16 protein-coding genes and 1 pseudogene are annotated in these 25419 nt (G+C 68.2%); 11 read left to right on the plus strand and 6 right to left on the minus strand.

All coding sequences use genetic code 11. The features are described from left to right. Positions 1 to 251: 251 nt before the first annotated feature. A complete protein-coding gene (acnA, locus tag OG746_RS14820; protein ID WP_323179606.1) occupies positions 252 to 2966 on the plus strand; it encodes an aconitate hydratase AcnA in 2715 nt (904 codons plus the stop codon). A 63-nt stretch (positions 2967 to 3029) separates the two neighbouring features. Here the strand turns inward: acnA and OG746_RS14825 are convergent, their stop codons facing one another. Both OG746_RS14825 and OG746_RS14830 read right to left on the minus strand, forming a co-directional pair. Further along, complete coding sequence (locus OG746_RS14825) at positions 3030 to 3275, minus strand: DUF397 domain-containing protein (RefSeq protein WP_266715060.1); 246 nt, start codon at positions 3273 to 3275, stop codon at positions 3030 to 3032. Next, a complete protein-coding gene (locus OG746_RS14830; RefSeq protein WP_266715061.1) occupies positions 3272 to 4096 on the minus strand; it encodes a helix-turn-helix domain-containing protein in 825 nt (274 codons plus the stop codon). The genes OG746_RS14825 and OG746_RS14830 overlap by 4 nt, the downstream gene beginning before the upstream one ends. A 114-nt stretch (positions 4097 to 4210) precedes the next feature. Here OG746_RS14830 and OG746_RS14835 point away from each other — a divergent pair. From OG746_RS14835 to OG746_RS14850, 4 genes and pseudogenes are all read left to right on the plus strand, one after another. Beyond that, positions 4211 to 4594, plus strand: a pseudogene (locus OG746_RS14835) (ATP-binding protein); the annotation flags it as partial. 79 nt (positions 4595 to 4673) lie between these two features. Beyond that, entirely contained in the window at positions 4674 to 7859 is a 3186-nt protein-coding gene (locus tag OG746_RS14840; protein ID WP_266715062.1) for an NACHT domain-containing protein, read from the plus strand. 106 nt (positions 7860 to 7965) lie between these two features. After that, positions 7966 to 10122: an ATP-binding protein gene (locus tag OG746_RS14845; protein ID WP_266715063.1), complete on the plus strand. Its 2157-nt coding sequence runs from the start codon at positions 7966 to 7968 to the stop codon at positions 10120 to 10122. Beyond that, the gene (locus tag OG746_RS14850; protein WP_266715064.1) at positions 10122 to 11642 is read left to right on the plus strand and encodes an ABC transporter substrate-binding protein; all 1521 of its coding nucleotides are present in this window, start codon (positions 10122 to 10124) and stop codon (positions 11640 to 11642) included. Before OG746_RS14845 ends, OG746_RS14850 begins: the two co-directional genes overlap by 1 nt. A 7-nt stretch (positions 11643 to 11649) precedes the next feature. Here the strand turns inward: OG746_RS14850 and OG746_RS14855 are convergent, their stop codons facing one another. The 3 genes from OG746_RS14855 to OG746_RS14865 all read right to left on the minus strand — a co-directional run bounded on the left by OG746_RS14855 (position 11650) and on the right by OG746_RS14865 (position 17496). Then, positions 11650 to 12531 (minus strand): transporter substrate-binding domain-containing protein, encoded by an 882-nt coding sequence (locus OG746_RS14855; RefSeq protein WP_266715065.1) that lies wholly within the window; start codon positions 12529 to 12531, stop codon positions 11650 to 11652. 172 nt (positions 12532 to 12703) lie between these two features. Next, the gene (locus OG746_RS14860) at positions 12704 to 13420 is read right to left on the minus strand and encodes a hypothetical protein (RefSeq protein WP_266715066.1); all 717 of its coding nucleotides are present in this window, start codon (positions 13418 to 13420) and stop codon (positions 12704 to 12706) included. Between the two features lie 203 nt (positions 13421 to 13623). Continuing rightward, on the minus strand, positions 13624 to 17496 hold the full coding sequence (locus OG746_RS14865; protein ID WP_266715067.1) for a GH92 family glycosyl hydrolase: 3873 nt from the start codon (positions 17494 to 17496) through the stop codon (positions 13624 to 13626). A gap of 260 nt (positions 17497 to 17756) precedes the next feature. On the opposite strand from OG746_RS14865, the gene OG746_RS14870 reads away from it, so the two are divergent. Continuing rightward, positions 17757 to 18818: a PP2C family protein-serine/threonine phosphatase gene (locus OG746_RS14870; RefSeq protein ID WP_266715068.1), complete on the plus strand. Its 1062-nt coding sequence runs from the start codon at positions 17757 to 17759 to the stop codon at positions 18816 to 18818. 55 nt (positions 18819 to 18873) lie between these two features. On the opposite strand, the gene OG746_RS14875 is transcribed toward OG746_RS14870, so the two are convergent. After that, the gene (locus tag OG746_RS14875; protein ID WP_266715069.1) at positions 18874 to 19725 is read right to left on the minus strand and encodes an SDR family oxidoreductase; all 852 of its coding nucleotides are present in this window, start codon (positions 19723 to 19725) and stop codon (positions 18874 to 18876) included. Between the two features lie 92 nt (positions 19726 to 19817). Between OG746_RS14875 and OG746_RS14880 the strand changes: the two genes are divergently transcribed. The 5 genes from OG746_RS14880 to rok7B7 all read left to right on the plus strand — a co-directional run bounded on the left by OG746_RS14880 (position 19818) and on the right by rok7B7 (position 25383). Beyond that, a complete protein-coding gene (locus OG746_RS14880; RefSeq protein WP_266715070.1) occupies positions 19818 to 20189 on the plus strand; it encodes a winged helix-turn-helix transcriptional regulator in 372 nt (123 codons plus the stop codon). A 411-nt stretch (positions 20190 to 20600) separates the two neighbouring features. Further along, a complete protein-coding gene (ngcE, locus tag OG746_RS14885) occupies positions 20601 to 22004 on the plus strand; it encodes an N-acetylglucosamine/diacetylchitobiose ABC transporter substrate-binding protein (RefSeq protein WP_266715071.1) in 1404 nt (467 codons plus the stop codon). 7 nt (positions 22005 to 22011) lie between these two features. Continuing rightward, complete coding sequence (locus OG746_RS14890) at positions 22012 to 23070, plus strand: carbohydrate ABC transporter permease (RefSeq protein ID WP_266715072.1); 1059 nt, start codon at positions 22012 to 22014, stop codon at positions 23068 to 23070. After that, positions 23067 to 23975, plus strand: a complete 909-nt coding sequence (locus OG746_RS14895) for a carbohydrate ABC transporter permease (protein ID WP_266715073.1) — start codon at positions 23067 to 23069, stop codon at positions 23973 to 23975. Before OG746_RS14890 ends, OG746_RS14895 begins: the two co-directional genes overlap by 4 nt. Positions 23976 to 24171: 196 nt before the next feature. Further along, a complete protein-coding gene (gene rok7B7, locus OG746_RS14900) occupies positions 24172 to 25383 on the plus strand; it encodes an ROK family transcriptional regulator (protein ID WP_266715074.1) in 1212 nt (403 codons plus the stop codon). Positions 25384 to 25419 lie beyond the last annotated feature (36 nt).

Below are 25419 nucleotides of genomic sequence, written 5' to 3' on the forward strand. Positions count from 1 at the left end.
GCCCGTATCCGGTCCGCGTACGACCATGGGGGGAGCGCGCACAGGTATGTGCACGGTGGCGCTTGAAGGCACCACCGAGTGATGTATTAGAGTTATCTCGACATCGAGATATCTACCGAGGCGCTCCGTGGCCGCACGGTATCGAGGGTCGGACGGTAAGGCATACCTAACTTAGCCTTACCTTAGCGGATCGTCGAGTCGGCGTGGCGGCAGGATGCGGTGGAACGCGCACATATATGAAGGAGACTGTCGTGTCGGCGAACAGCTTCGACGCCCGCAGCACGCTGCGCGTGGGCGACGAGTCGTACGAGATCTTCAAGCTGGACAAGGTTGAGGGCTCGGCCCGCCTTCCGTACAGCCTGAAGGTCCTTCTGGAGAACCTGCTCCGCACCGAGGACGGCGCGAACATCACCGCCGACCACATCCGTGCGCTCGGCAACTGGGACTCCCAGGCTCAGCCCGCGCAGGAGATCCAGTTCACGCCGGCCCGCGTGATCATGCAGGACTTCACCGGCGTGCCCTGCGTCGTGGACCTCGCCACGATGCGTGAGGCCGTGAAGGCCCTCGGCGGCGACCCGGCGAAGATCAACCCGCTGTCCCCGGCCGAGATGGTCATCGACCACTCCGTCATCGCCGACAAGTTCGGCACCTCGGACGCGTTCAAGCAGAACGTGGACCTGGAGTACGGCCGCAACAAGGAGCGCTACCAGTTCCTGCGCTGGGGCCAGACCGCGTTCGACGACTTCAAGGTCGTCCCGCCGGGCACCGGCATCGTGCACCAGGTCAACATCGAGAAGCTGGCCCGTACGGTCATGGTCCGCAACGGTCAGGCCTACCCCGACACCCTGGTCGGCACGGACTCGCACACCACGATGGTCAACGGCCTGGGCGTCCTGGGCTGGGGCGTCGGCGGCATCGAGGCCGAGGCCGCGATGCTCGGCCAGCCGGTCTCGATGCTCATCCCGCGCGTCGTCGGCTTCAAGCTGACCGGCGAGCTGCCGGCCGGCACGACCGCCACCGACCTGGTCCTCACGATCACCGAGATGCTGCGCAAGCACGGCGTCGTCGGCAAGTTCGTCGAGTTCTACGGTGAGGGCGTCGCCGCCACCTCCCTCGCGAACCGCGCCACCATCGGCAACATGTCGCCGGAGTTCGGCTCCACCGCCGCGATCTTCCCGATCGACGACGAGACGCTGAACTACCTGCGTCTGACCGGCCGTGACAAGCAGCAGGTCGCGCTCGTCGAGGCCTACGCCAAGGAGCAGGGCCTCTGGCTGGACCCGGCCGCCGAGCCCGACTTCTCCGAGAAGCTGGAGCTCGACCTCTCCACGGTCGTCCCGTCGATCGCCGGTCCGAAGCGCCCGCAGGACCGCATCGTCCTCGCGAACGCCGCCGAGCAGTTCGCGGTCGACGTGCGCAACTACGTCGCCGACGACGAGGAGGCCGGCAAGGAGTCCTTCCCGGCGTCCGACGCCCCGGCGCACACCAACGGCGTCCCGTCGAACCCGGTCACCGTGACCGCCGCCGACGGCTCGACGTACGAGCTCGACCACGGCGCCGTCACCGTCGCCGCGATCACCTCCTGCACCAACACCTCGAACCCGTACGTGATGGTGGCCGCGGCCCTCGTCGCGAAGAAGGCCGTGGAGAAGGGCCTGACCCGCAAGCCGTGGGTCAAGACCACCCTCGCCCCGGGCTCGAAGGTCGTCACCGACTACTTCGACAAGTCGGGTCTCACCCCGTACCTCGACAAGGTCGGCTTCAACCTCGTCGGCTACGGCTGCACCACCTGCATCGGCAACTCGGGCCCGCTGCCCGAGGAGGTCTCGAAGGCCGTCAACGACCACGACCTGGCCGTGACGTCCGTCCTCTCCGGTAACCGGAACTTCGAGGGCCGCATCAACCCCGACGTCAAGATGAACTACCTGGCGTCCCCGCCGCTGGTCGTCGCGTACGCCATCGCCGGTTCGATGAAGGTCAACATCACCAAGGACGCCCTCGGCGTCGACCAGGACGGCAAGCCCGTCTTCCTGGCCGACATCTGGCCGACGGAGGCCGAGGTCAACGACGTCGTCGCCAACTCCATCGGCGAGGACATGTTCTCGAAGTCCTACGAGGACGTCTTCGCGGGTGACGCCCAGTGGCAGGCCCTCTCGGTCCCCACCGGCAACACCTTCGAGTGGGACAGCGAGTCGACCTACGTCCGCAAGCCCCCGTACTTCGAGGGCATGGGCATGGAGCCGGCTCCGGTCGAGGACATCGCGGGCGCCCGCGTCCTCGCCAAGCTCGGCGACTCGGTCACCACCGACCACATCTCCCCGGCCGGTGCGATCAAGGCCGACACCCCGGCGGGCAAGTACCTGTCGGAGCACGGCGTCGAGCGTCGCGACTTCAACTCGTACGGCTCGCGTCGCGGCAACCACGAGATCATGATCCGTGGCACGTTCGCCAACATCCGCCTGCGCAACCAGATCGCGCCGGGCACCGAGGGCGGCTACACCCGCGACTTCACCCAGGCCGACGGCCCGGTGTCGTTCATCTACGACGCGTCGCAGAACTACCAGGCGCAGGGCACCCCGCTCGTCATCCTGGGCGGCAAGGAGTACGGCTCCGGTTCGTCCCGTGACTGGGCCGCCAAGGGCACCGCGCTTCTCGGCGTCAGGGCCGTCATCACCGAGTCGTACGAGCGCATCCACCGCTCGAACCTCATCGGCATGGGCGTCCTCCCGCTGCAGTTCCCGGAGGGCCAGTCGGCCGACTCCCTCGGCCTGACCGGCGAGGAGGCCTTCTCGATCTCCGGCGTCACCGAGCTCAACAACGGCACGACCCCGTCCACGGTGAAGGTGACCACGGACTCCGGCGTCGAGTTCGACGCGGTCGTCCGCATCGACACCCCCGGTGAGGCGGACTACTACCGCAACGGCGGCATCCTTCAGTACGTGCTGCGCAGCCTGATCAGCGAGTAAGCAGGTCAGTAACGCAGTTGGGCCGCGATCCCCGTGGGGGTCGCGGCCCTTCGCGTTCTGCGCTCAGCCGCGGCGCGCGCTGCCGAGGAACGCGGTCCAGGCCTCCGGCGCGACGGTGAAGTGCGGGCCGCCGTCGGCGTTCTTGGAGTCGCGGACGTGGATGGCGGTGGGGTGGGTGGCGACCTCTACGCAGGCGCCGTGATTGAAGTCGCTGTAGCTCGACTTCCGCCAGGTGTAGGCGACTTCGAGGCACTGGCCGCCTTCGCTGCCGCTATAGCTGGACTTGAACCAGTTCAGTGCGGTGCTCATCGTTCTCCTAGCAGCCGGTCCAGTAGGCCCATGGACTGCTCGGGCGTCAGGGCCTGTGATCGCAGCATCGCATACTTGCGCGCCAGCGAGGACACCTGGTCGAGGTCGGAAACCCACTGGCTGCCACGTTGGGATTCCGTGTAAGCGAGGTGCTGGTGCGACGGCGTTTCCAGGACGGTGAAGGCCCCATCGAGACCCGCGTGAGTCGGGGAGTCGAGCGGCAGGAACTGGAGCGCCAAGCCCGGGAGTTCGGCGCACGCCCGCAGGTGCCGGAGCTGCTCCGCTCGTGCCAGTGGGTCGAGGTACGCCAGCTTGAGCGCCGCCTCCCAGACGACGAAGCTGAGCGTCGGTGGGCACTTGCGGTGCAGGACCTCCTGCCGCTGTACGCGCGCGGCCGTCTTGGTCTCGATCTCGTCCTCGTCGTACGCCGGGACCCGGTTGCGCAGCACCGTGCGGGCGCAGGCCTCGGTCTGGAGGATGCCCGGTACGGTCAGGACGTCGTACCAGGACAGTGCGATGGCCTCCCGCTCGTGCGCCATGTACGACTCCGCCCACAACGGGAACTGGTCGATCTCCGGCATGTTGGCCACGGCAACCGCCAACGCACCTTTGGTGCCGAGGAGTTGGTCCATCGCGACCGCCAGGTCGGGCAACAGCGGCCGCCTGCCCTGCTCGATCGCCGCGATCGTCGACTCGGCCATTATGAGCCGCTCCCCGAGAGCCGCCTGGGTGAATCCGGCGGACTTGCGGAACAGGGCGACCAGCTGGCCGACCATCTTCAACGCCGACGGATTCCTTGGCGGACGCTTCCCGGTGCTCATGACGGTCAATGTCCCCGCCCCCGTTCTTCCTCGACCCCGCTCGAACCCCGACAAGAATTCTGTCGGGGTCGGTCCACTGCCGACGGTCGGTCACCGTCCGTCACATTCCTTCCCGTGAACGACGTGATCGAGTCACCCGAACCCCGCGAGCACTTCTACCGCCGCGAACGCCAATCCGTCCCCGCCGCCCGGGAGTTCACCCGCGCCGCGCTCGCCGACTGGGGCGTGGGGGACGACCGCGCGCACGACGTCGTGCTGTGTGTCAGCGAACTCGCCACCAACGCGCTGCTCCACGGCGTCCCGCCCGGCCGCGGCTACCTCCTGCGACTCCTGCCCCACGACGACGGGCTCCGAATCGAGGTCCACGACAGCGGCAACGGCGTGCCGCACATGGTGCGGCCGGACGAGGGTGGCCGGGGGCTGATCCTCGTCGAGGCGCTCGCGGACACGTGGGGCGTGGGGGAGCGGGACCCCGGCAAGGTGGTGTGGTGTGAGTTCGGCCATCTGGTGCCCCGGCCTCGTACACGTAAAGTAGGAGACACGTGGGCGACGGGGGTGAGCGGTGGAACTGGGCGCAATGGGGCTGAAGCTCGCGTCCTCGGTGGTGGTGCCGCTGCTGAAGCGGTTCGTGCTGCCTCCGGCGAAGGTGGCGGGAGCCGAGTTCCCCGGTGAAAAGCCCGTGCGCGTACGGTCGTTGCTGTCCTTCGTCGGCGATCATCCCGCCCTCAGCCGTGACGACATGCACCGGCTTTCGCGGGAGCTGGTGCGCCGCGCCGTGCGGGCCGCGCCGCCGCACGAGGCCAGGCTGCCCGACGACGAGCACGACGCGGTGGGCCAGGCCCTCACCCGTACGCTCTTCGCGCTCGGCCAGCTCGACATGAACGACGTCGACGTGGTGGTGCTCGGGCCCGAGGAGCTGGCCGCCACGCTGTCCAGCGCGGCGGAGGCGGACATCAAGGGGCTGCTCACCGCGGACGCGGCCCGCTTCCACGACGCGCTGCTCGTCACCGCCTGCGTGCACCTCGTGCGGTTCTTCACCGAACGCCCCGGCTTCGAGGCCCGCGCCCAGTTGTCGAACTTTCGCCAACTCCGCGAACAGAAGGAGCTGTTGGAGCGCGTGCTGCGGACCGTCTCCGGTGAGGACCACCAGGCCGCCGACATCCGCTTCGAGGAGCAGTACGCCGACTACGTCGTCGGGAAGCACGGTCAGCTCACCATCTACGGCGTCGACCTGCGCGACCCCGCCGGACCCGAATGGCCGCTCGACGACGCCTACTTGAGCCTCACCGCCGTACCGATCGTGGCCGCGGAGGAGGACGGCGACTACGAGACCGTGCCCGAGGAGAGCGTCGAGACCGCGCTCGCCGGGCGCGGCAAGGTCCTGCTGCACGGCCTCGCCGGCACCGGCAAGACGACGCTCGTGCAGTGGCTCGCCCTGACCACCGCGCGTCAGGAGTCCGTGCCTGTCGCGCTGCCGCAGCTGATCGGGCGCGTCCCGTTCGTGCTGCCGCTGCGCACCCTTGCCCGCCAAGGGGCCGAACTCCCGCTGCCCGAGGAGTTCTTGGAGTGGATTCGCTGCGGTCTCAGCGGCAGCGAACCCGACGGCTGGGTCGTCCGCGTTCTGCGCAACGGCCGCGCGGTGCTGCTCGTCGACGGCCTCGACGAGATCCCCAAGGCCGACCGGCGGCGCGCCCGCCAGTGGCTGCGCGACCTCGTGCAGCAGTTTCCGGGCAATCTGTGGCTGTGCACCACGCGGCCCTCCGCGCTCGAACCGGGCTGGCTGCGCAGCGAGGGCTTCCACGAGCTGAGCCTCAACCCGCTCGGCTCCGAGGATCTGCGCCGCTTCATCGCGCGGTGGCACATCGCGGCCGGGGCGCGCGAAGGGCTCGGCGAGGAGCTCGTCGAATCCCTGCGCTCCAACCCCGAGTTGAGCCGTCTCGCCACCAACCCCCTGATGTGCAGCCTCATTTGCGCCCTGCACCGCGAGCGCCGGGGTTTTCTGCCGAACGGGCGGGCCTCGCTCTACCGGGCCGCCCTGTCCATGCTCCTTGAGCGGCGCGACGTGGAGCGGGACCTGTACGGGCGGGGCGACGACCGCCCCCGGCTCGACGAGGAGTCGGCGACCGAGCCGCTCAAACGGCTCGCGTACCGGCTGATCCGCAACGACGACACGCAGATGGAGCGCGACGACGCCATCCATGAGCTGAGCAGACTCCAGCCGCAGGTGCCGAGTCTCGAACGGCTCGGCGGGCCCGAGCACGCGCTGGAATATCTGCTGGAGCGCTCCGGACTGCTCCGCGAGCCCGCTCCGGGAGCCGTTGACTTCATTCATCGTACGTTTCAGGACTACCTGGGTGCCAAGGCTGTTCTTGAGGACCGTGACTTCGGCATGCTGGTGAAACACGCTCACATGGACCAGTGGGAGGACGTGGTGCAGATGGCTGTCGCGCAAGCCGATCACAATGGGCGGGCCGACCTGCTGATGCGCCTCAGCGACCGCGGAAAACGAGAGAAGGACGTCACCGTCCAGGCCAGGATCCGCCTCCTGGCGCTCGCATCCCTCGAACAGGCCACGCGGCTCGAACCCGCCGTGCGGCAGACCATCGAGGCCGAGGCCGCGAGCATGCTCCCGCCGCGCAGCCTGCGCCAGGCGCGCGTCCTGGCACGTACGGGGCCGCTGCTGCTCGGGCTGCTCCCGAGGGCCGATGAACTCGACGGGGACGCCGAGCTGGCGACCGCGCACGCCATCTGCCAGATCGGCGGCGACGCCGCCATCCCGCGGCTGCGCGAGTTCCTCACCACCTCGCAGTCCACCGTGCGCGCCCAACTCCTCGGCCACTGGGACCGCTTCGACACCGAGACGTACGCCCGCGAGATCATCGCCCCGCTCCTCGAAGCCGCGCCCGGCGAACCCGTCACCGTCCGCTCGCAGGCCGAACTCGACGCCCTCTCACGGCTTCCGGGATGCGAGCGCGTGGGCATCCACGGCGACTTCGCCCCCGACGCCGTACGCGCCGCCCTGTCCCCGGAACACCTGCGCGAGCTGCGGCTGCGCGGCGCGCTACAGATCGACGACCTTTCCCTCCTCCACGACTTCCAGCACCTGGAGAGCCTCACCCTCCAGGGCTGCCGCAACGTCAAGGACCCGCAGCCGCTCACCGGCCTCCCGCAGTTGCGCAGCCTCGTCCTGGAGAACGTGCCGCAGTTCGAGCCGCTGGAGCAGCTCGACCAGTGCGCGCGCCTCGAAGCCCTGCGCATCGGCGCGGGCGTCCCCTGGCGCGGCGTCGCCGAACTGCCCAGGCCCGGCCGGCTCAAGACGCTGTCGCTGCCGCCCGGCACCTCCGACCTCTCCGACATCACCCGGTGCGTCGCGCTGGAGGAGCTGCACCTCCAGGACGCGAGCAGCCGGCTGCTGCCCGACGGCTGGGGCGCACTCCTCGGCCGGCTGCCCGAACTGCGCACGCTCTGCCTCTCGGCCGAGCAGCTCAGCACCCTCCTCTTCAACCCGACCAGCCAGATCCCGCAGTTGACCAAGCTCTACGTGTACGCCCAGCAGGGCACCCCGCTGCAACTGCGGCGCATGTCCCGCCGACTGCAAGGTCTTGAGGAGCTGCACGTGACGCAGGGTGGCGACATCGACCTCGCCCCGCTCAAGGGAATCGCGTCGCTGCGCAGGGTCCGGATCGCCTATCCGGGCGGCGTCATCCAGGGCGTCGAGGAGCTGCCCGAGGGTGCCGAGCTGGAGATTTATCCGCAACCGTAAAGGGTTCCGCGGCCTTGTGGTCCATCTGGCAAGAGATCGGCGTCACAGGTAAGTTCTAGGGTTCACGCTGTAGTTGACGATCCCTAGGGAAGCAGGACAGCCGAAGATGGCCCGGCCCAAGGCGCCCTTTCTGTACGGGCGCGAACCCCTGGTGGGATCGCTCGTCCCCTCGCTCACCGGGCTCGCCTTCTACGAACGCGCCCGCACGAAGCGCGAGTTCGGCTCCGGCGTGCCCGTCGTGCTGCTCACCGGCGAGCACGGCACCGGACGCAGCGCCCTCCTCGACACCCTCGCCCGCGGCTACCGGGGCCGCCTCCCGCTCGCCCATGTGCGCGCCGTCGTGCCGGGCTCGGTCGCGGCCGGCCTCACCGAGGAGGTCCCCGAGGGCAGCGTGCCGCCGCAGAACGCCGCGTCGCCCGCCGAGATCCTGGAGCGCCTCGTGTGCGCGCTCACCCCCACGTACGGCATCTTCCGGACGCTGCTGCCCGCCCTGTTCGCCGTGTCCGGCTGGCACGTGGGGCAGACGGACGAGCGCGACGAGGTGTGCCGCCGGCACGCCCGGATGCTCATCGCGAGCGGCCTCGCGCGCGGCGCCGAACGCGAGGTCGCCCGCGACTGGGCCACCCAGGTCGAGACCTCGCTCAGCCGGGCCGCCGCCCGCGACGGCGACCCCGACGACCCGGACGGGACACAACCCGTCACCGCCGCCCTGCTGCGCCAGCTCGCCGCCAGGATGCCCCTCGACCCGGCCCGCACCTGGTTCCGCAAGCGGCACACCACGCCCGACGGCACCATCGCCGAAGAGGACCCGCTGTGGCTGCTGTCCCGACGCTTCCACCGCGGCGGCGACTACCTCCACGCGGCGGAACAGGCCCTGACCGCCGCCTTCCTGGAGGAGCTGGCCCACGCCCACGGTGTGGTGCGCCGGCTCAACCGTGAGCCCTGGCCGCTGATCCTGCTCGACGAGGCACACACCCCCGCGGGCAACCGCTTCCTGGAACTCCTCCTGGAACAGCGGGCCCTGGGGGAGCGCAAGTACGACGACCGGACCGTCGTCGTCGCCACCCGGCTCGGCGACCTGCCGCGCGAGGACGCGCCGCACGCCGTACGCCGGGAACTCGTCGACCTGCTGCCGCCCGGCGGCGTCAGACGACCCGGACACGCCGCCACCCTGTGGAAGCGGACAGGACACGAGCCGTCCGAGGGCCTCCTCGTCCTCCCGCTCACCCCGCTGACCAGGGACGACATCCTTTCCATGCTCGACCGGGCGTCCTCGCGCCTGCTCCACCCGCACCTCGCCTCCGCGCTCCACGCGCTCACCGGCGGCCACCCCTCGGCCAGCACTGTCCTCGCCGACGCCGCCGTCGAGACCGCCAAGCAGAACCGCACCGTCGTCCCGCGCGACCTGCTGGACCTGCGCGTCGAGGGCGGCCGCGCCGTCACCGAGGTGCTGCTGCGGGACCTGCTGCCCGACCGCAGACAGCGCGACCGCCTCGTCAAGCTCTGCCTCGCCCGGGACTCCAAGGCGGCCGAGGCGCTCGCCCAGGACCTCGGCCTCGTCGGGCCCGAGCAGCTGCCCGCCACGGCCGCCGCGCAGTACCTCGTCGAGCGGAAGTGGCAGGAACTCCCGACCTCCGACGGCCCGCTGGTCACCAGCGGGCTGCTGCGCACCCTCCTCGTCCACGAGGCGCGGCGCACCCTGCCGCCGGGCGACGAACCGCACGGCTGGCGCTCCGTGCACGCGTTCCTCCACCTCCACCACGTCCAGCGCGCCGAGACCGAGGAGGCCGACGCCCTGCGCCACAACCTCGCCGCCGGAAACCCGCAACAGGTCGTCGCGATGCTCGCCGACGAGTTCGACGCGGAGGAGGCCGAACAGAGCGTCGAGCACTGGCTGTTGTGCCTCCAGCGCTGCGCCAGCGCACCCGTGCCGCCCGCCGACGAGACCTGGCGCGACCAGCGCGTCGAGATCGCCGACGGCGAGCACGCGGCCCGCTACGCACGCCTCGACCCCTCGGGACGCAGCATCAACCGCCTGCTGCACGCCCTGTGGTACCTCTCCGAGCCGTACGCCGACGCGGCGCTCGACCCGGACGCCGACCGGATGTGCCGGGCCGTGGGGGAGGAGCTGGGCTTCCTCGCCCGCCGCCACCCCACCTGGTACGCGGCCCTCGGCCAGGCGGCCCGCGACTGGCCTACGGCCGCCCGCAAGAGGCAGGAACTGCCCGTTCCCGCAAGCACCAACTCCGGGGAGGGAGGCTGATGTTCGGCAGCAGGATCAGGGAGTGGGGTCCGCTGGACTGGTGCGTCGCGGTGCTCGTCGTGCTCGCGCTCGTGGCGGGCGGGATCTATGGCGGCTCGAAGCTGCTGCGCAAGTGCGACAACGGGCTGAGCGACATCGACGGGCAGTGCATCGGCGTGACCACCCGGTCCTTCGAGGCCGACGAAGGCATCGGCTCGCTCCTCGACGCCATCGCCGACGAGAACGACCAGGTCGCCTCGGAGAGCGGCACTCCCTACGTCCGTGTCGCCCTGATGATGTCCTTCACCTCCGGAGACACGAGCGCGATGACCGGCGACATGATCCGCCGCGCCCTCGCGGGCTCCCTCGCCGCGCTCAAGGAAGCGAACGCAGGGGCGGGCGGCCCGCAGGTCCAGCTGATGCTCGCGCCGGTCGGCCGGCAGCTCGACCAATGGCGGCCGGTGGTCGATAAGTTGGGCGAACTGTCCGCGGACTCGAAGCACCCGCTCGTCGGCGTCACGGGAATCCCCAGCAGCCAGACGGACACCAAACAGGCCCTCGAAGAGCTGAGCACCCGCAAGATCCCCACGGTGGGGCCGGTGATCAACGCCTCGTCGATGAACTTCGAGTACTTCTTCAAGACGTCGCCGGACGACAAGGAGTTCGCGAACGCCCTGAAGCACTACCTCGACACGTACCCGCACGGAAAGAAGAAGGGGCTGCTGCTCCTCGACCGGCACACGGGCGACGTGTACTCGGCGGATCTGACGAACACCCTCAAGAGCCGCTTCGCCAAGGACTACGGCCTCACCACCAGATCGTCGCTCTTCACCGGTTCCTCCGGCAGTGACGAGGGCGAGCCGGGCATCTTCGTCGACGCGGTCAACAAGATCTGCAGCGAGCGCACGGACACGGTCTTCTACGCGGGCCGCGACCAGGACCTCCCGGGCTTCATCGACGCCCTCTCCGACGCGGGCAGCTGCAACCACGGCAGCCCCCTGCGCATCGTGAAGACCGGCATAGGCCTTGAGCCCAGCCTCACCAGGAAGGAGGTCGAGCGCGATCTGAAGAAGGCGAAGGCCACGATCGTCGACGCCGCCTCCTTCGACCCGGGCTGGGAGAAGAAGGGCTCCGCGGACCGCCCCGCCGGCATCGACGACTTCCTCGACCAGTTCAACGAGCTCAAGTCCGCGCACACGCTGGGCGAGAAGCCCCTGGACGACGGCTACGCGGCCTCGTACTACGACGGCCTCCGGCTGCTCACCGAGGCGATGAAGCGCACCTTCGTCGAGATGAACAAGGACAAGGACACCGAGCAACTGCCCACCAAGCAGGAGCTGTACACGACGCTGTCGCAGTCCACCGTCAACAGCACGGGCATGCTCCAAGGGGCCACGGGAACGTACGGCTTCGCGGGCCAGAGCACGAACAACAGATGGTCGACGTGCAAGCCGGTGCCGGTCGTGGAGTTCCCCGCACCACACCACAACCGAAAGCTGTCGCTGTACCGAACCTACGACAAGGGCGACTGCCCCGGGTGAGCACCGGTCAGGCGCCCTTGTCGGCAGGGCCGCGGCCGCAGGAGGTAGGTTCCTTGTCTCTGATGTCCCGGTCGCTGGGCTTGAACTCCTGAGGGTTCACGCCGCTGTGGGTGAGCCCGGGAAACTGGGAGCGGAACGTGCTGGTCCAGTCGGTGTGCAGGAAATGCCGGATGGCTTTGTTGAGCTTCTTGCAGTCCGCCTGATGGTTCTCGTTGATGGCGATGCCGTAGAACTGTGCGGGACCCGGAGTCTGGATCTTGCGCCGAACCTCGACGTCCTTGGCGTACGGGGCCGCTTGAGCGAACCCTTCGAGCAGGACCCGGTCGGTCCACACCGCGTCGAAGTTGTCGTCCTGGAGCTGCCGGACACACGTCTTGTAGTCCGCCCGGTATTCGACGTTGGCCCTCTTCCCAAGGGCCACTTCGATGCGTTCCTGCTCCTTCTTGTCGTCGGTGCTCTTCGGGTCCGAGGTCGAATTTCCGGCAGTGCAGATGCGGACACTCGGGTTGTCCAGGTCCTTGAGCCGATTGATCGTGGTGTTGTCCTTTCGGACCAGAACGCTCTGATAGGTCTTCAGGTACGGAACGGTGAAATCGACCTTCTTGTCCCGCGACTTGGTGATCGTGTACGTAGCGACCACCAGCTCGGCGCCGTCGTTGGTCAGGATCCGCTCGCGGTCGAGTGAGGGGATGTCGCGGGGATCAGGGCTGAAGCCCATGTCCTCGGACAGAGAGTGGACCAGGTCGTTCTCGAATCCCTCGTAGCTGTATTCGTCGCCGCGGCGCGTGCTGAACCCGGGCTGTCCCTTCTTCACGGCGATGGTGACCATGTTGCCCTTGGTCTTGAAGATGGACCCGGAAGCATCGGTGGTCTGCTGCTTCTCGCTCATGGTGTTCACGGGAGCTTCGCCCGGGGAGGTGAGGGCATGCATGCCGATTGCGGTGACTGCCGATCCGCACACAAAACTCGCCAGGGCGGTCAGGACATGGGGAAGGCTGACTCTGAGCCGCGGCTGCTGAGGAGGATCGCTTGACATGGTGGCTCCTGTGGAGAGCGTGGGGTCAGAGGTATTCGGACTTCTCGACACCGAGTGTGATGCGGCAGCCGGGGTCGTCGTGGTGCATCGTGATGTCGACCTGGACCGTTGCTCCCTCGGTGTCCAGTGGGAGCGACACGGTGACCTCCGGGGCGAGGTCGACCGTCTGGGATTCCTCGAGGTCCGTGCCGTGGAACTCGAGCCGACCGCTGCTCTGGCAGGGCGTGGATCCTGCCGTCAGATCCTCGGCACCGAGCACGACGCGCAGCTCGGCGCCGTCCGGTTCGGCCTCGACCGTCAGGGCGGCGGTGTTGCCCGCGGTCATGCCTTGTGCGGATGAGTCCAGTTCGGTGTACGGGGTGACGTCGGTGGCTCCCGCTTCCCTGAATCCGAACCCCACCACGGACACGAGCGCGAAGAGGATGACGCCGATACCGAGGGCCGTGATGAAGGGGCGGACATGGCGCTTGAGCGCCTCGGTGTCGTCCTTCGCGGCGACGATGGGGATGAGGACAGCGACGACGGCAACGATGCCGCCCACTCCGAGAGTGGCCACCGTCTGAACGTCGGCGCCGGTGATCCATGCCAGGGCGCTGACGACGGCGAGCAGACCGCAGACAGTGAGGTGCAGGACAAACAGCCAGCGTCCGGATCCGCCGCCGACGTCACCGGCGCCGACGGTTCGGTTGCCCTCACCGGGATTGTCCGGGTCGGCCGCGGGCGACGGCTGCTGCGAGGTCATGGCACCCTCCCCGAAGGACAAGGACACGTGGGCATGCCAAGAATGTCACGACGGAGGGTAGGAGGCAGGTCAAGTCACGCGCTTGGTAAGGGGAGTTGACAGCGTCCGTACGAAGTGGACAAGAGAGAGGGTCACGGTGGAAACACCATGCGGGCGGGCGTCAACAGCTCACGCCCGCCCGCCGGTTCACATCGCCCCGGGTGTCACGACAGCAGCTCGACCTCCGCCACCGTCGCCGCCCCGCCGGTGAACACCAGCCGGTAGTGCTTGTGCGTCGCCGGGGACGGTACGGAGAACGCCCGTGTCTGCTTGTCCCAGGCGAAGGACTCGCCGGAGCGCTGGTCGATGGTCTTCCAGTCCTTGGCGTCGTCCGACGCCTCCAGCTTCCAGCCGGTCGGCGCCTTCGCCTTGTCCTCCGACGTCAGCGTGTACTGGACCGCCTTCGCTCCGTCCGCGCCCACCGGCAGCTCCACCGACTCCGAACTCGCGCTCGTGTCAGAGGTGTTGTCGAAGAGCGGACCCGAACCGGTGATCGCGTCCGAGCGCGGCGAGGGCACCTTGTCGTCGTTCGTGATCGACGTCGGCGCCGCATCGGCGCCCGTGCCCCACTTCGACGGCTTGTCACCCATCGCGAACTCGATGACGCCGCCCTTGGCGATCGCCGAGTGCGGCAGCGACGTCTTCGTCCACGTACGGCCGTTGACCTTCACGCCCTGCACGTAGATGTTCTTCGCGCTGTTCTTCGGCGCCTTGACGACGAGGTCCTTGCCGCCGTCCAGGTGCAGCGTCATCTTCGTGAACTGCGGGGAACCGATGGCGTATTCGCCGCTGCCCATGACCAGCGGGTAGAAGCCCAGCGAGGAGAACAGGTACCAGGCCGACTGCTCGCCGTTGTCCTCGTCGCCGTGGTAACCCTGCCCGATCTCGCTGCCGGTGTAGAGGCGGGACATGACCTCGCGGACCTTCTCCTGCGTCTTCCACGGCTGGCCCGCCGCGTCGTACATGTACGTGACGTGGTGCGCGACCTGGTTCGAGTGGCCGTACATGCCCATCCGTACGTCACGCGCCTCGGTCATCTCGTGGATGACTCCGCCGTACGATCCGGCGACGTCCTTGGAGCCGGTCTCCGGAGTGTCGAAGTACGTGTCGAGCTTCTTGGCGAGACCGCTGCGGCCGCCGTACAGATTGGCGAGGCCGCGGCTGTCCTGGACGGCGGTGAACGCGTAGCCCCAGGCGTTGGTCTCCGTGTAGTCGTAGCCCCAGATCGCCGGGTCGAAGTCCTCGGACTTCACACGCCAGTTGCCGTCCTTGCCCTTGCCCTGGAAGAAGCCGGGACTGGAGCTCCCACCGGCCGCCTTGTCGTCGAACATGTTGACGTAGTCACGGGCGCGGTTGAGGAAGTACTCCGACTCCTCCTTGTAATGCTTCTCGCCGGTCTTCTTGTAGAGCTTCTGGCCCATCTCCGCGATGCCGTAGTCGTTGAGGTAGCCCTCCATCGCCCACGACATGCCCTCGTGCGTCTCCGACGGCGTGTAGCCGAGGAAGGGCGACGTCTCCATGCCCTTGCGGCCCACGCCCGCCGTCGGCGCCACCACGGTCGCGTTCTTCACGGCCGCCTTGTACGCCGACTCGACGTCGAAGTCGTCGACGCCCTTCACGTACGCGTCCGCGAACGCCACGTCGGAGGAGGTGCCGGTCATCAGGTCCGCGTAGCCGGGGGACGACCAGCGTGAGGTCCAGCCGCCGTCCCGGTACTGCTGCACGAACCCGTCGACCAGCTCACCGGCCTTCTTCGGCGTCAGCAGCGAATAGGCGGGCCAGGTGGTCCGATACGTGTCCCAGAAGCCGTTGTTCACATACGGCTTGCCCTCGACGATCTTCGCGCCGGTGTGGGTCGGGGTGTCCGGACCCGGCATCGGCGAGAACGGGGAGGCGTACTTGTACGTGGACTTGCCCTTACCGCCCTGTGAACGGACCTTCTCGAAGCCGGAGTTGGGGTACAGGTAAAGGCGGTACAGCGACGAGTACAGCGCCGTGCGCTGGTCGTCCGTCGCGCCCTCGACCTCCACCTTCTTCATCAGCGTGTCCCACTGGGCGCGCGCCGCGTTCCGTACGTCCGTGAAGGACCGCTTCTGCGGCAGCTCCTGCGCCAGGTTGTCCTTCGCCTGGTCGAGGCCGATCAGGGACGTGGCGAGGCGCAGCGTGACCGTGCGGTCCTTGCCCGCGTCGAACGTGAAGTGGCCCTTCACGCCGGACGAGTCGGCGTCCTTCACCGGCTTGTCGAAGACGCCGTAGACGAACAGTCGCGTCGCGCCCGCCGACAGGCCCGACTTCACGTCCGAGTAGCCCGTGACGACCCCGTTCTCCTTGTCGAGCGTGAGGCCGCCCTGATCGGAGACGTTGTCGAAGACCACGCTCGCGTCGTCGTCGGGATAGCTGAAGCGGAGCGCCGCCGCGTGGTCGGTCGGCGCCATCTCCGCCCGCACACCGTTCTGGAACTTCACGCCGTAGTACGAGGGCGTCGCCGTCTCGTCGTCGTGCTTGAACGGCAGCGCGCGGCCCGAGCGCGACGTGTCGAGCGCGTCGCCCGACTTCGCCGACGGCATCACCTGGAAGGTCTGCCGGTCGCCCATCCACGGGCTCGGCTCATGGCTCGCCGCGAACGCCTCCATCGTCGGCAGGTTGTCCGCGTTGTTGTCGCGCGCGTAGTCGTACAGCCAGCTCAGCGAGCCCGCGTTGGTCACCGGCGTCCAGAAGTTGAAGCCGTGCGGGACGGCCGTCGCCGGGAAGGTGTTGCCGCGCGAGAAGTCACCGGTGGAGTTCGTGCCGCGCGTCGTGGACGCGTAGTCGCTCAAGTGCGCCTTCGGCTTCGCCGGCCGGGCCTTCGCGATGCTCACGTCGTCGAGCCAGCCACGGAACTTCGCCGGCCCCTTGGGGGAGTCGTACGCGACGAGGACCCGGTCGACCGTCTTGCCGGCCGCCACGGACCCGATCCCGGACTTCACGGCGTTCCACTGGTTCACGTAGAGCCGCTTGGCCGCGCCCTGCCCCTGCGGGGTCAGCGCCCCGCCGTAGGAGTCGAGGGCCTTGAGGTCGCTCAGGTACGTGCCGTCGGTGAAGGCGAGGTCGACGGAGACGTTCGTGGCGTCGTAGTCGCGGTCGCCGTTCGCCATGGACGGGAAGATCTTGTACGCGAGCTCGGTGTCCTTGGCCACCGCCACATCGACGTCGAAGACCTTGTTGTACGAGTAGGCGCGACCGTCACCCTTGTGCGTACCCGCGTAGCGCAGCGCGCGCGTACCGGTGAAGCCGACGCCCGCCTTGGCGGTCGGCGAGGCCGTCGGCCCGCGGTCCACCAACGAGAGCATGTCCTCGGGGGCCGGGGTGGAGTCGCCGCCGGTCGACAGCTGGAGGTCGGCGAGCTGCACCGCGTCGCTCGCGCCGTTGTTCTTCGTGAACTCGATACGGAAGTGGGAGTAGTCCGCCGGGCTCTGTATGTCGTACGACTTCAGCTGCTGGCGCTTGTCGAACGTCTCACCGGAGCGGGAGTCGAGCGTCTTCCACTCCTTGCCGTCCGTCGAACCCTTCAGGGTCCAGTCCTTCGGGTCGCGCTCGTCGTGGTCGTTGGCCGACGTGAGCGCGTACTTGGAGATCTTGACCGGCTCGTCGAGGTCGTACTCGACCCAGGCCGTCGGCGTGAGCGCCAGCCACTTGGTCGTCGCCTCGCCGTCGACGAGGTTCTCCTTGGTCTCACCGCCGCCCGCGTTCTCGCCGCTGGCCCGGATGTCGGTGACATGGCCGTTCACATTCCCCGGCATGCCGCTGCTGTACGCGCCGTCGACCCCGCTCGCCCGCTTGCCGCCGTCGGCGTCGGTGTCGACGGTGTTCAGCCAGTCGGGGGCGGGCTGACCGGCCTCGAAGGAGGAGCGGAACTCCGGCTTCCCCTCGGCGGCGTGCGCGGTGGGGGCGGGGCCGAGGCCCTGGCCTGCCGCCGTGAGCACAAGTGCGGCCGCGCCGAGCGCGGCCACGGAACCGAGTCTGTGTCTGGACCTCAGGTGTCTGGATCTGCCTCGCATGAAGGGCGCATCCTCCGGCTACTGGACAACGTTGTCAGTTGCTGAGCAAGCTCCAGTAGGGGCTCAAGTGCCCAGTGGTGTCAAGGGCGTTGCCCCCTTTGGGGTCGCACGGGCGGGGAGGCCGGCCCCATACGCCGTGTGTGCCCCTTCCGACGGGCCGTGATCGGCCGGTCGGATGGGTGAATCACCCATGTACAGTGGCGAATCTTGGCAAAATATCCCATTCATGACCTTTCGCTTTACGGCCCCCAGGAGGCGTCGTGCGCGCTCCCGCGTTCCCCGCGTGGATCACCGTGATCTGCCCCGGCCTCGTCGCCGCGGTCGCTGTCGCGGTCCTCGACCTGGTGTTCGGCGCCGATGTCGGCCTGCTGCCCCTGTTCGCGGTCTGCCCCGCGCTCACCGCCTGCTGCGCCCCGGTCCGCAAGGTGGTCACCTGCGGCTTTGTATCGCTCCTGCTGTGCGCCTGCGTCGCCGCGTACGGCGACCTGCTGTACAGCCGACGCGGCGTGGTGGCTCTCGCCAGCGTGGCCCTGGTGACCGCCGCCTCCGCCGTCGCGGCGTACGCGCGCGTGCAGCACGAGCGGCGGGCCACCCGGCACCGGCTGATCTCCGAGTTCGTGCAGAGCGTCATCCTCGCTCCGGTGCCCCAGGACACCGAACCGGCGCGCATCGCCGCCTCGTATCTCTCGGCGACCGAGGACGCCCGGATCGGCGGTGACTTCTACGAGGCCGTCCCTGCGGGCGACGGCGTCCGCGTCGTCATCGGCGACGTACAGGGCAAGGGACTCGGCGCCGTGCGCACGGCCACCATCATGCTCAGCGCCTTCCGGATGAGCGCGCACGACTCGGCCGACCTGGACGAGGTCGCCGCCAAGATGTCGGGCGCGCTGGGCCGCAGGGGCGTCGACGAGCAGTTCGTCACCGCGGTCCTCGCCGAACTCGACCCGGCAGGGCGGCTCACGCTGCTCTCCTTCGGGCACCCGCCACCACTGGTCGTGCGGGCCGACGGCGGCCATGAGCTCGCGCACCCGCCGAGCCCCGCCCTGCCGTTCGGCCTGGACTGGCTGGAGCAGGACCCGCCGCGGCCGAGCCACGTCGAGCTGGCGGACGGCGACCGTGTGCTCCTCTACACCGACGGGCTCGCCGAGGCGCGTAACGCGGAGGACGCCTTCTATCCGCTCGTCCAGCGCGTCTCACTGCTGCGCGGCGAGTCCCTCGACGACTGTCTGGTGCGGTTGCGCGGCGATGTGCATGCGCACACGGACTCGGGTGTGGACGACGATTCCGCGTTGCTGCTCATGGAGTACCGCACGCCGGTGTAGACGGTCCCGCCCTGGCACCGGCCCCCGCTCCGGTGCCTGTGCTTTTGCCTTTGCCTCAGCCGAAAGCGGCGAGGTTGCGGGCGACCCAGTCGCCGAAGGGGCGCGGGGCGTGGCCGGTGACCCGTTCCACGTCCGGGCTGATCCGCAGCTCGGCGGCGTTCGGGGCGCCGATGATGTCCAGCGTGTCGTCGGCGAGCTCCGGCGGTACGAACCGGGTCATCGCGGCTTTGGCCTCGTCGCGGGTGAGCTCCTGGAACCGCACCGGCGAGCCGAGCGCGGCCGCGATGGCCGCCGCCTGCCCGCGCGGCGTGATCACCTCGGGACCGGTCAGTTCGAAGACCCCGCCGGAGTGCCGGTCGTCCAGGAGGCAGGCGGCCGCGACCTCGGCGATGTCCGCCGGGTCGACGACCGGAACCCCGACATCCCCGAAGGGTGCGGCGACCGTGCCTCCCGTACGGACGGACTCTGCCCAGGCCAGCGCGTTGGAGGCGAAACCGCCCGGTCGCACGACCGCCCAGTCCAGGCCCGACTCCCGCAACGAGTCCTCAAGGGCGCGCATCGCGACCCGCGTTGTACCGAGCGGCCTGGTCGACACGCCCTGCGAGGACAGCAGGACGACCCGGCGAACCCCGTTGGCCGCGGCCAGGTCGATGATGTCGGCGGGCCTCGCCTCGGGTGCGTGCAGGTCGCCGGACAACAAGAGGAACAGTGCCTTCGCCCCGTCCAACGCGGGGGCGAGGCCCGCCGGTTCGGCCAGGTCGGCCGCCACGTGCCGAACCCCGTCCGACGTCGGCGCCGACGCCTGCGCCGCGTTCCGCGACACGGCCGTCACCTGCTCGCCCGCCTCGGCCAGGGCCTGCGTCAGAGGCCGGCCGACATTTCCGGTAGCTCCGGTTACCACGATCATTTCCAGCTCCAAGTCCGTTGTTCGCTAAGGCAATTGACGCTAGGACCCGGACTTACTTTCCGTAAGAACATACCCGGAGGTAAGCTCAAGACATGGGGGAAAGTGTGCAGTTGACACAGGGTGGGGCGGACGCTCGGTATGAGGTGTTTCACACCGACTGCCCGGCGCGCGACATGGTCGACCACGTCACCAGCCGGTGGGGCATCTGGGTCCTGATCTCCTTGCGGAGCAACGACCTTCGGTTCTACGAGCTGCGCGACAGCATTCAGGGTGTCAGCGAGAAGATGCTCGCCCAGACCCTGCGCGCGCTGGTCAAGGACGGACTGGTCTGGCGGAAGGTCGAACCGACGACGCCGCCCCAAGTCACGTACGGACTGACCGAGTTCGGACGGGATGTCGGCGAGCCGCTGACGGACCTGTTCGACCGGATCACGCGGCGTCTTCCTCCCCGCGACGGCCGATAGCGGAAAAGCGGGATTCCACAAGCGGCGCGACGCATTCCGTTACACCTTTTGTATGCAAGGAAGTTGGAAAGCTCGGTTCGTCGCTCGTGCGACGTATTTCCGGGAGGTCTCAACTCGGAAAAGACCGATGCCCAAACCTGCATTCGATCTTGCCCCCCTCACAGTGAGTGGACTATACCTGTCGCCACCGCCCCGGCCGTGCGTCCTGCCGGGCGGGTACCACCCAGCTCCACCTGCGTTACGCCTTGTCCGACATCGCTCAGCTGATCACCATCGGTGCCCCTGAGGGGCACCGAAACCAGGACGCGCTCACAGAGAAGTGCGGCACGCGCATGGCCAATCTGGCCCGGCAGCCGAAACATGCAGCAAACCGTCAGAGATCCAATCGATCAGTTCAGTGAGGATGCAGAGATGACCATTCGTGCCGGCTCTCTTGACAGGCGGACGCTCCTGCGCGGGGCGATCGCCACCGCGGCCATGGGTTCGTTCGCCGTTGCGTGTGGCTCCCCCTCCAGCGACGACAGCAACGACGGCTCGAAGGGCAAGTCGAGCAGCAAGAACCCGTTCGGTGTCGCCAAGAACTCCAAGGTCGACGCGGCCATCTTCGACGGCGGCTACGGCACCGACTACGTCGACTACGTCAACAAGGTCATCGGATCCCAGATCGCCGGAGTCAAGGTCGACGTCAAGCCGGTCGTCGACATCGCTCCGGAGCTCCAGCCCCGGTTCGTCGGCGGCAACCCGCCGGACCTCATCGACAACTCCGGTGAGGACCAGATCGGCTTCCTCGGCATCCTCGACCAGCTCGAGGAGCTCGATGACGTCTTCGAGGCCAACAACTACGAGGGCAAGAAGATCGCCGACACGGTCTACCCCAACGTCAAGGAACCCGGCACGTACAACGGCAAGTTCGTCGGGCTCAACTACGTGATGACGGTGTACGGCGTCTGGTACTCGAAGACGCTGTTCGAAGAGAACAGCTGGACCCCGCCGAAGACCTGGGACGAAGCGCTCGACCTCGGCCAGAAGGCGAAGAAGAAGGGCAAGTACCTCTTCGTCTTCGGCAAGGAAGCCGCGACCTACTACCAGACAATGCTGATCAACGGGGCGGTCAAGGAGGGGGGCGACGAGGTCCGGCTCTCTCTCGAAAAGCTGGAGAAGGACTCCTGGTCGCAGCCGGCCATCCAGGACATCCTCAAGGTCATGGAGACCATGGTCAAGGAGAAGATGTTCGTCCCCGGTGGCTCCGGCACCCAGTTCCAGAAGGCGCAGGCGCACTGGAGCAACGACCAGAAGGCTCTCCTCTACCCGAGCGGTGGCTGGATCGAGAACGAGATGGCGAAGGCCACCAAGAAGGACTTCCAGATGACCGGCATCCCGGAGATGACGGTCACCAGCAGCCCGAAACTGCCCTACGAGTCGATTCGCGCGGAGGCGGGCGAGCCGTTCATCGTTCCCAAGAAGGGCAAGAACGTGGCCGGCGGTAAGGAGACGCTGCGGGCGATGCTGTCCAAGGAGGCGGCCGCCAACTTCTCCAAGACGAAGAAGGCCCCGACCATCGTCAAGGGCACCGTGCCCGCCGACGGCTACGGATCGTCGGCGCTGGTCTCGCAGACGAAGATGCTCGAAGCCGCGGGCACGAACATCTTCAACATCCAGTTCATCTTCGCCTACGGGATGAACACCGACATGCTGGTGCCGTGGAACTCCTTCCTCTCCGGTGACCTCGACCGCAAGGGCCTGACCTCGGCTCTGCAGAAGATCTCCGACAAGATCCGGGAAGACGACTCCGTCAAGAAGCTCGAGGTCAAGTAGCACCGCCATGAGCGACACGACCACCAATCCCAAAACCGCGAGCCGCCGGCCCGAGCCGGCCGCTCGCGGCGGGCGGCCCCGGCGCCGCAAGCTCACCTTCGACCGGGTGACGTTCTTCCTCGCGTTCCTCGGCGTCCCGTTGGCCGTCTTCGTGCTCTTCGTCCTGTACCCGTTCGCCCAGGCGATCTTCTGGGCGATGACCGACTGGCGCGGCTTCAGCCCGGACTTCAACTTCATCGGGCTCGACAACTTCACCAAGATGTTCCAGGACGACATCTTCCTGAAGGCGCTGCGCAACGTCGCGTTGCTGGCGGCCGTCGTGCCCTTTGCGACGTTGACGCTCGCCCTGGGGGTCGCAGTGGCCGTCACGCTGGGCGGGCCCAGCATCGGCCCCGTCCGAGGGATCCGGGGAGCGTCGTTCTACCGGATCATCTCGTTCTTCCCCTACGTCGTGCCGGCCATCATCGTCGGTCTGATCTGGGCGCAGATGTACGACCCGAACGCCGGCCTGCTCAACGGCATCCTCACCAAGCTCGGTCTGGACTTCGAGGAGTTCTCCTGGCTGGGCGAGCAGGCGACCGCGATGCCGGCGCTGATGTTCGTCTTCGTCTGGGGGCTCGTCGGGTTCTACGCGGTGCTCTTCATCGCCGCGATCAAGGGAGTTCCCTCCGAGCTGTACGAGGCGGCCAGGATCGACGGGGCAGGCCGATTCCGGATGACGATCTCGGTCACCCTGCCGGCGATCCGGGACAGCGTGCAGACGGCGTACATCTACCTGGGCATCGCCGCGCTGGACGCATTCGTCTTCGTACAGGCGCTGTTGCCGAACGGTGGGCCGAACAACTCGACCCTGACGATCAGCCAGGATCTGTTCAACACCGCTTTCCGGAAGCAGCAGTTCGGATACGCCACCGCGATGGGGGTCGTCCTCGCCGTGGTCACCCTGGTGTTCGCGGCGCTGGTGTTCCTTGTCAACCGCCTGACCGGCGGTGGCGAGAACGAGGGCAAGAAGAAAGCGCCAGGGTTGAAGGCTCGGCGTGCTGGAGCCAAGGGAGGTGCTCAGTGAGCGCCATAGCCGCCGACCGGAAGCAGGCGAGCGACCGCAAGCCGGCGCGGGACCGGAAGCTGACGCGCGCCGTCGTGAGCAGCGACCGCAGGTTCGCGGCGCTCTCGCACGGCTTGCTGATCCTGTGGTCCGTGATCGTGATCGTGCCCATGCTGTGGGTGCTGGTGTCGTCCTTCAAGTCGACCAGAGAGATCCTTTCCTCGCCGTTCACGCTGCCGGGTCACTGGAGGATCGAGAACTACGAGCACGCGTGGACCGACGCGAACATCGGGAAGTTCTTCCTGAATTCCGTGATCGTCGTGGTCTGCGCGCTGTTCCTGGTGATGCTGCTGGGCGCGATGTGCGCCTACATCCTCGCCCGGTTCGAATTCCCCGGACGCCGGGTGATCTACTACGTGATGCTCGCCGGGCTGACCTTCCCGGTCTTCCTGGCGATCGTGCCGCTCTTCTTCCAGCTGCAGAACTTCGGGCTGCTGAACACGCGGCCGGGACTGATCCTCACTTATGTCGCGTTCGCGCTGCCGTTCACGATGTTCTTCCTCTACGCGTTCTTCCGGTCACTGCCGCATGACGTCTACGAGGCTGCGCAGATCGACGGCGCGGGTGAATGGCGAGCGTTCTTCCAGGTGATGCTGCCGATGGCCAGCCCGGGCATGGCCGCGGTGGCGATCTTCAACTTCCTGGGTCTGTGGAATCAGTTCCTGCTGCCGGTGGCGCTCAACACCGACCAGGACAAGTGGGTGCTGACCCAGGGGATGGCCGCCTACGCGTCTTCGCAGGTTTACGACATCGACTACGGCGCGCTGTTCGCGGCGATCGTGATCACGGTGGTGCCCGTACTGATCGTGTACGTCATCTTCCAGCGCCGGATCGCCGGTTCGGTGTCGCAGGGCACCTTCCGCTGAGGCCCATCCGTCGCGCAACAGGGGTCGGGCCCCGGAGAGAGAACTCTCCGGGGCCCGACCCCTGCCCACGGTGGAAAGAAGCTATTTCCGTCAAGGGCTTGACGCCGGAGACACCTTCAGCGGAGTTTGGAGTTCATAACTTGTACAAGGTCTGGTCACGTAGGGTGACGTGGGCCAAGGGACTAAGGGTGGGTCAATGGAGACTCCGGGGTCGCAGTCCTCGCTGCACCGGGCCAATCTCGAGCGGGTCGTACGTGCCGTACGTCTTGCCGGATCGCTCACGCAGGCCGAGATCGCGAGGACGACAGGCCTGTCCGCCGCGACGGTCTCCAATATCGTCCGGGAGCTGAAGGACGGCGGAACCGTCGAGGTCACGCCCACATCGGCCGGGGGACGAAGGGCCCGCAGCGTCTCGCTGAGCGGGGACGCGGGCATCGTGATCGGCGTCGACTTCGGCCACACCCACCTGCGCGTGGCCGTCGGCAACCTCGCCCACCAGGTACTCGCCGAGGAGTCCGAGCCGCTCGACGTGGACGCCTCCGCCGCGCAGGGCTTCGACCGGGCCGAAGAGCTGGTCGAGCGCCTCATCGTCGCCACCGGCGTGGACCGCGCGAAGGTCGCGGGCATCGGGCTCGGTGTGCCGGGCCCCATCGACGTGGAGAGCGGCACGCTCGGCTCCACCTCGATCCTGCCGGGCTGGTCCGGCACCAAGCCGGCCGAGGAGCTCGCCCGCCGCCTCGGCGTGCCGGTGCACGTCGACAACGACGCCAACCTCGGCGCGCTCGGCGAGCTGGTGTGGGGCAGCGGCCGGGGCGTGAAGGACCTCGCGTACATCAAGGTGGCCAGTGGTGTCGGTGCGGGCCTCGTGATCAGCGGGAAGATCTACCGCGGCCCCGGCGGCACGGCGGGGGAGATCGGGCACATCACGCTCGACGAGTCGGGGCCCGTGTGCCGCTGCGGCAACCGCGGCTGCCTGGAGACCTTCACCGCCGCCCGCTATGTGCTGCCGCTGCTCCAGTCCAGCCACGGCACCGATCTCACGATGGAGCGCGTCGTGCGGCTCGCGCGCGACGGGGACCCGGGCTGCCGCCGCGTCGTCGCGGACGTGGGCCGGCACATCGGCTCCGGCGTCGCGAATCTCTGCAATCTGCTCAACCCCAGCCGGGTCGTCCTCGGCGGCGATCTGGCGGAGGCCGGTGAGCTGGTCCTGGGGCCCATCAGGGAGTCCGTGGGGCGCTATGCGATCCCCAGCGCCGGACGCCAACTCTCGGTCCTCCCAGGGGCGTTGGGGGGCCGCGCGGAGGTGCTCGGGGCGCTGGCCCTCGCCCTGAGCGAGATGGGCGATTCGATGCTTTTGGACGGGTCCGGTGCGGGTGCTGTGCCCGCAGCAACACCTGCCTTCACTTAGAGAACGCATGACACCGTTGCCAACCCGTTAAGGATT

Source organism: Streptomyces sp. NBC_01016 (genome assembly GCF_026341035.1).
In the GTDB taxonomy this organism is placed as follows: domain Bacteria; phylum Actinomycetota; class Actinomycetes; order Streptomycetales; family Streptomycetaceae; genus Streptomyces.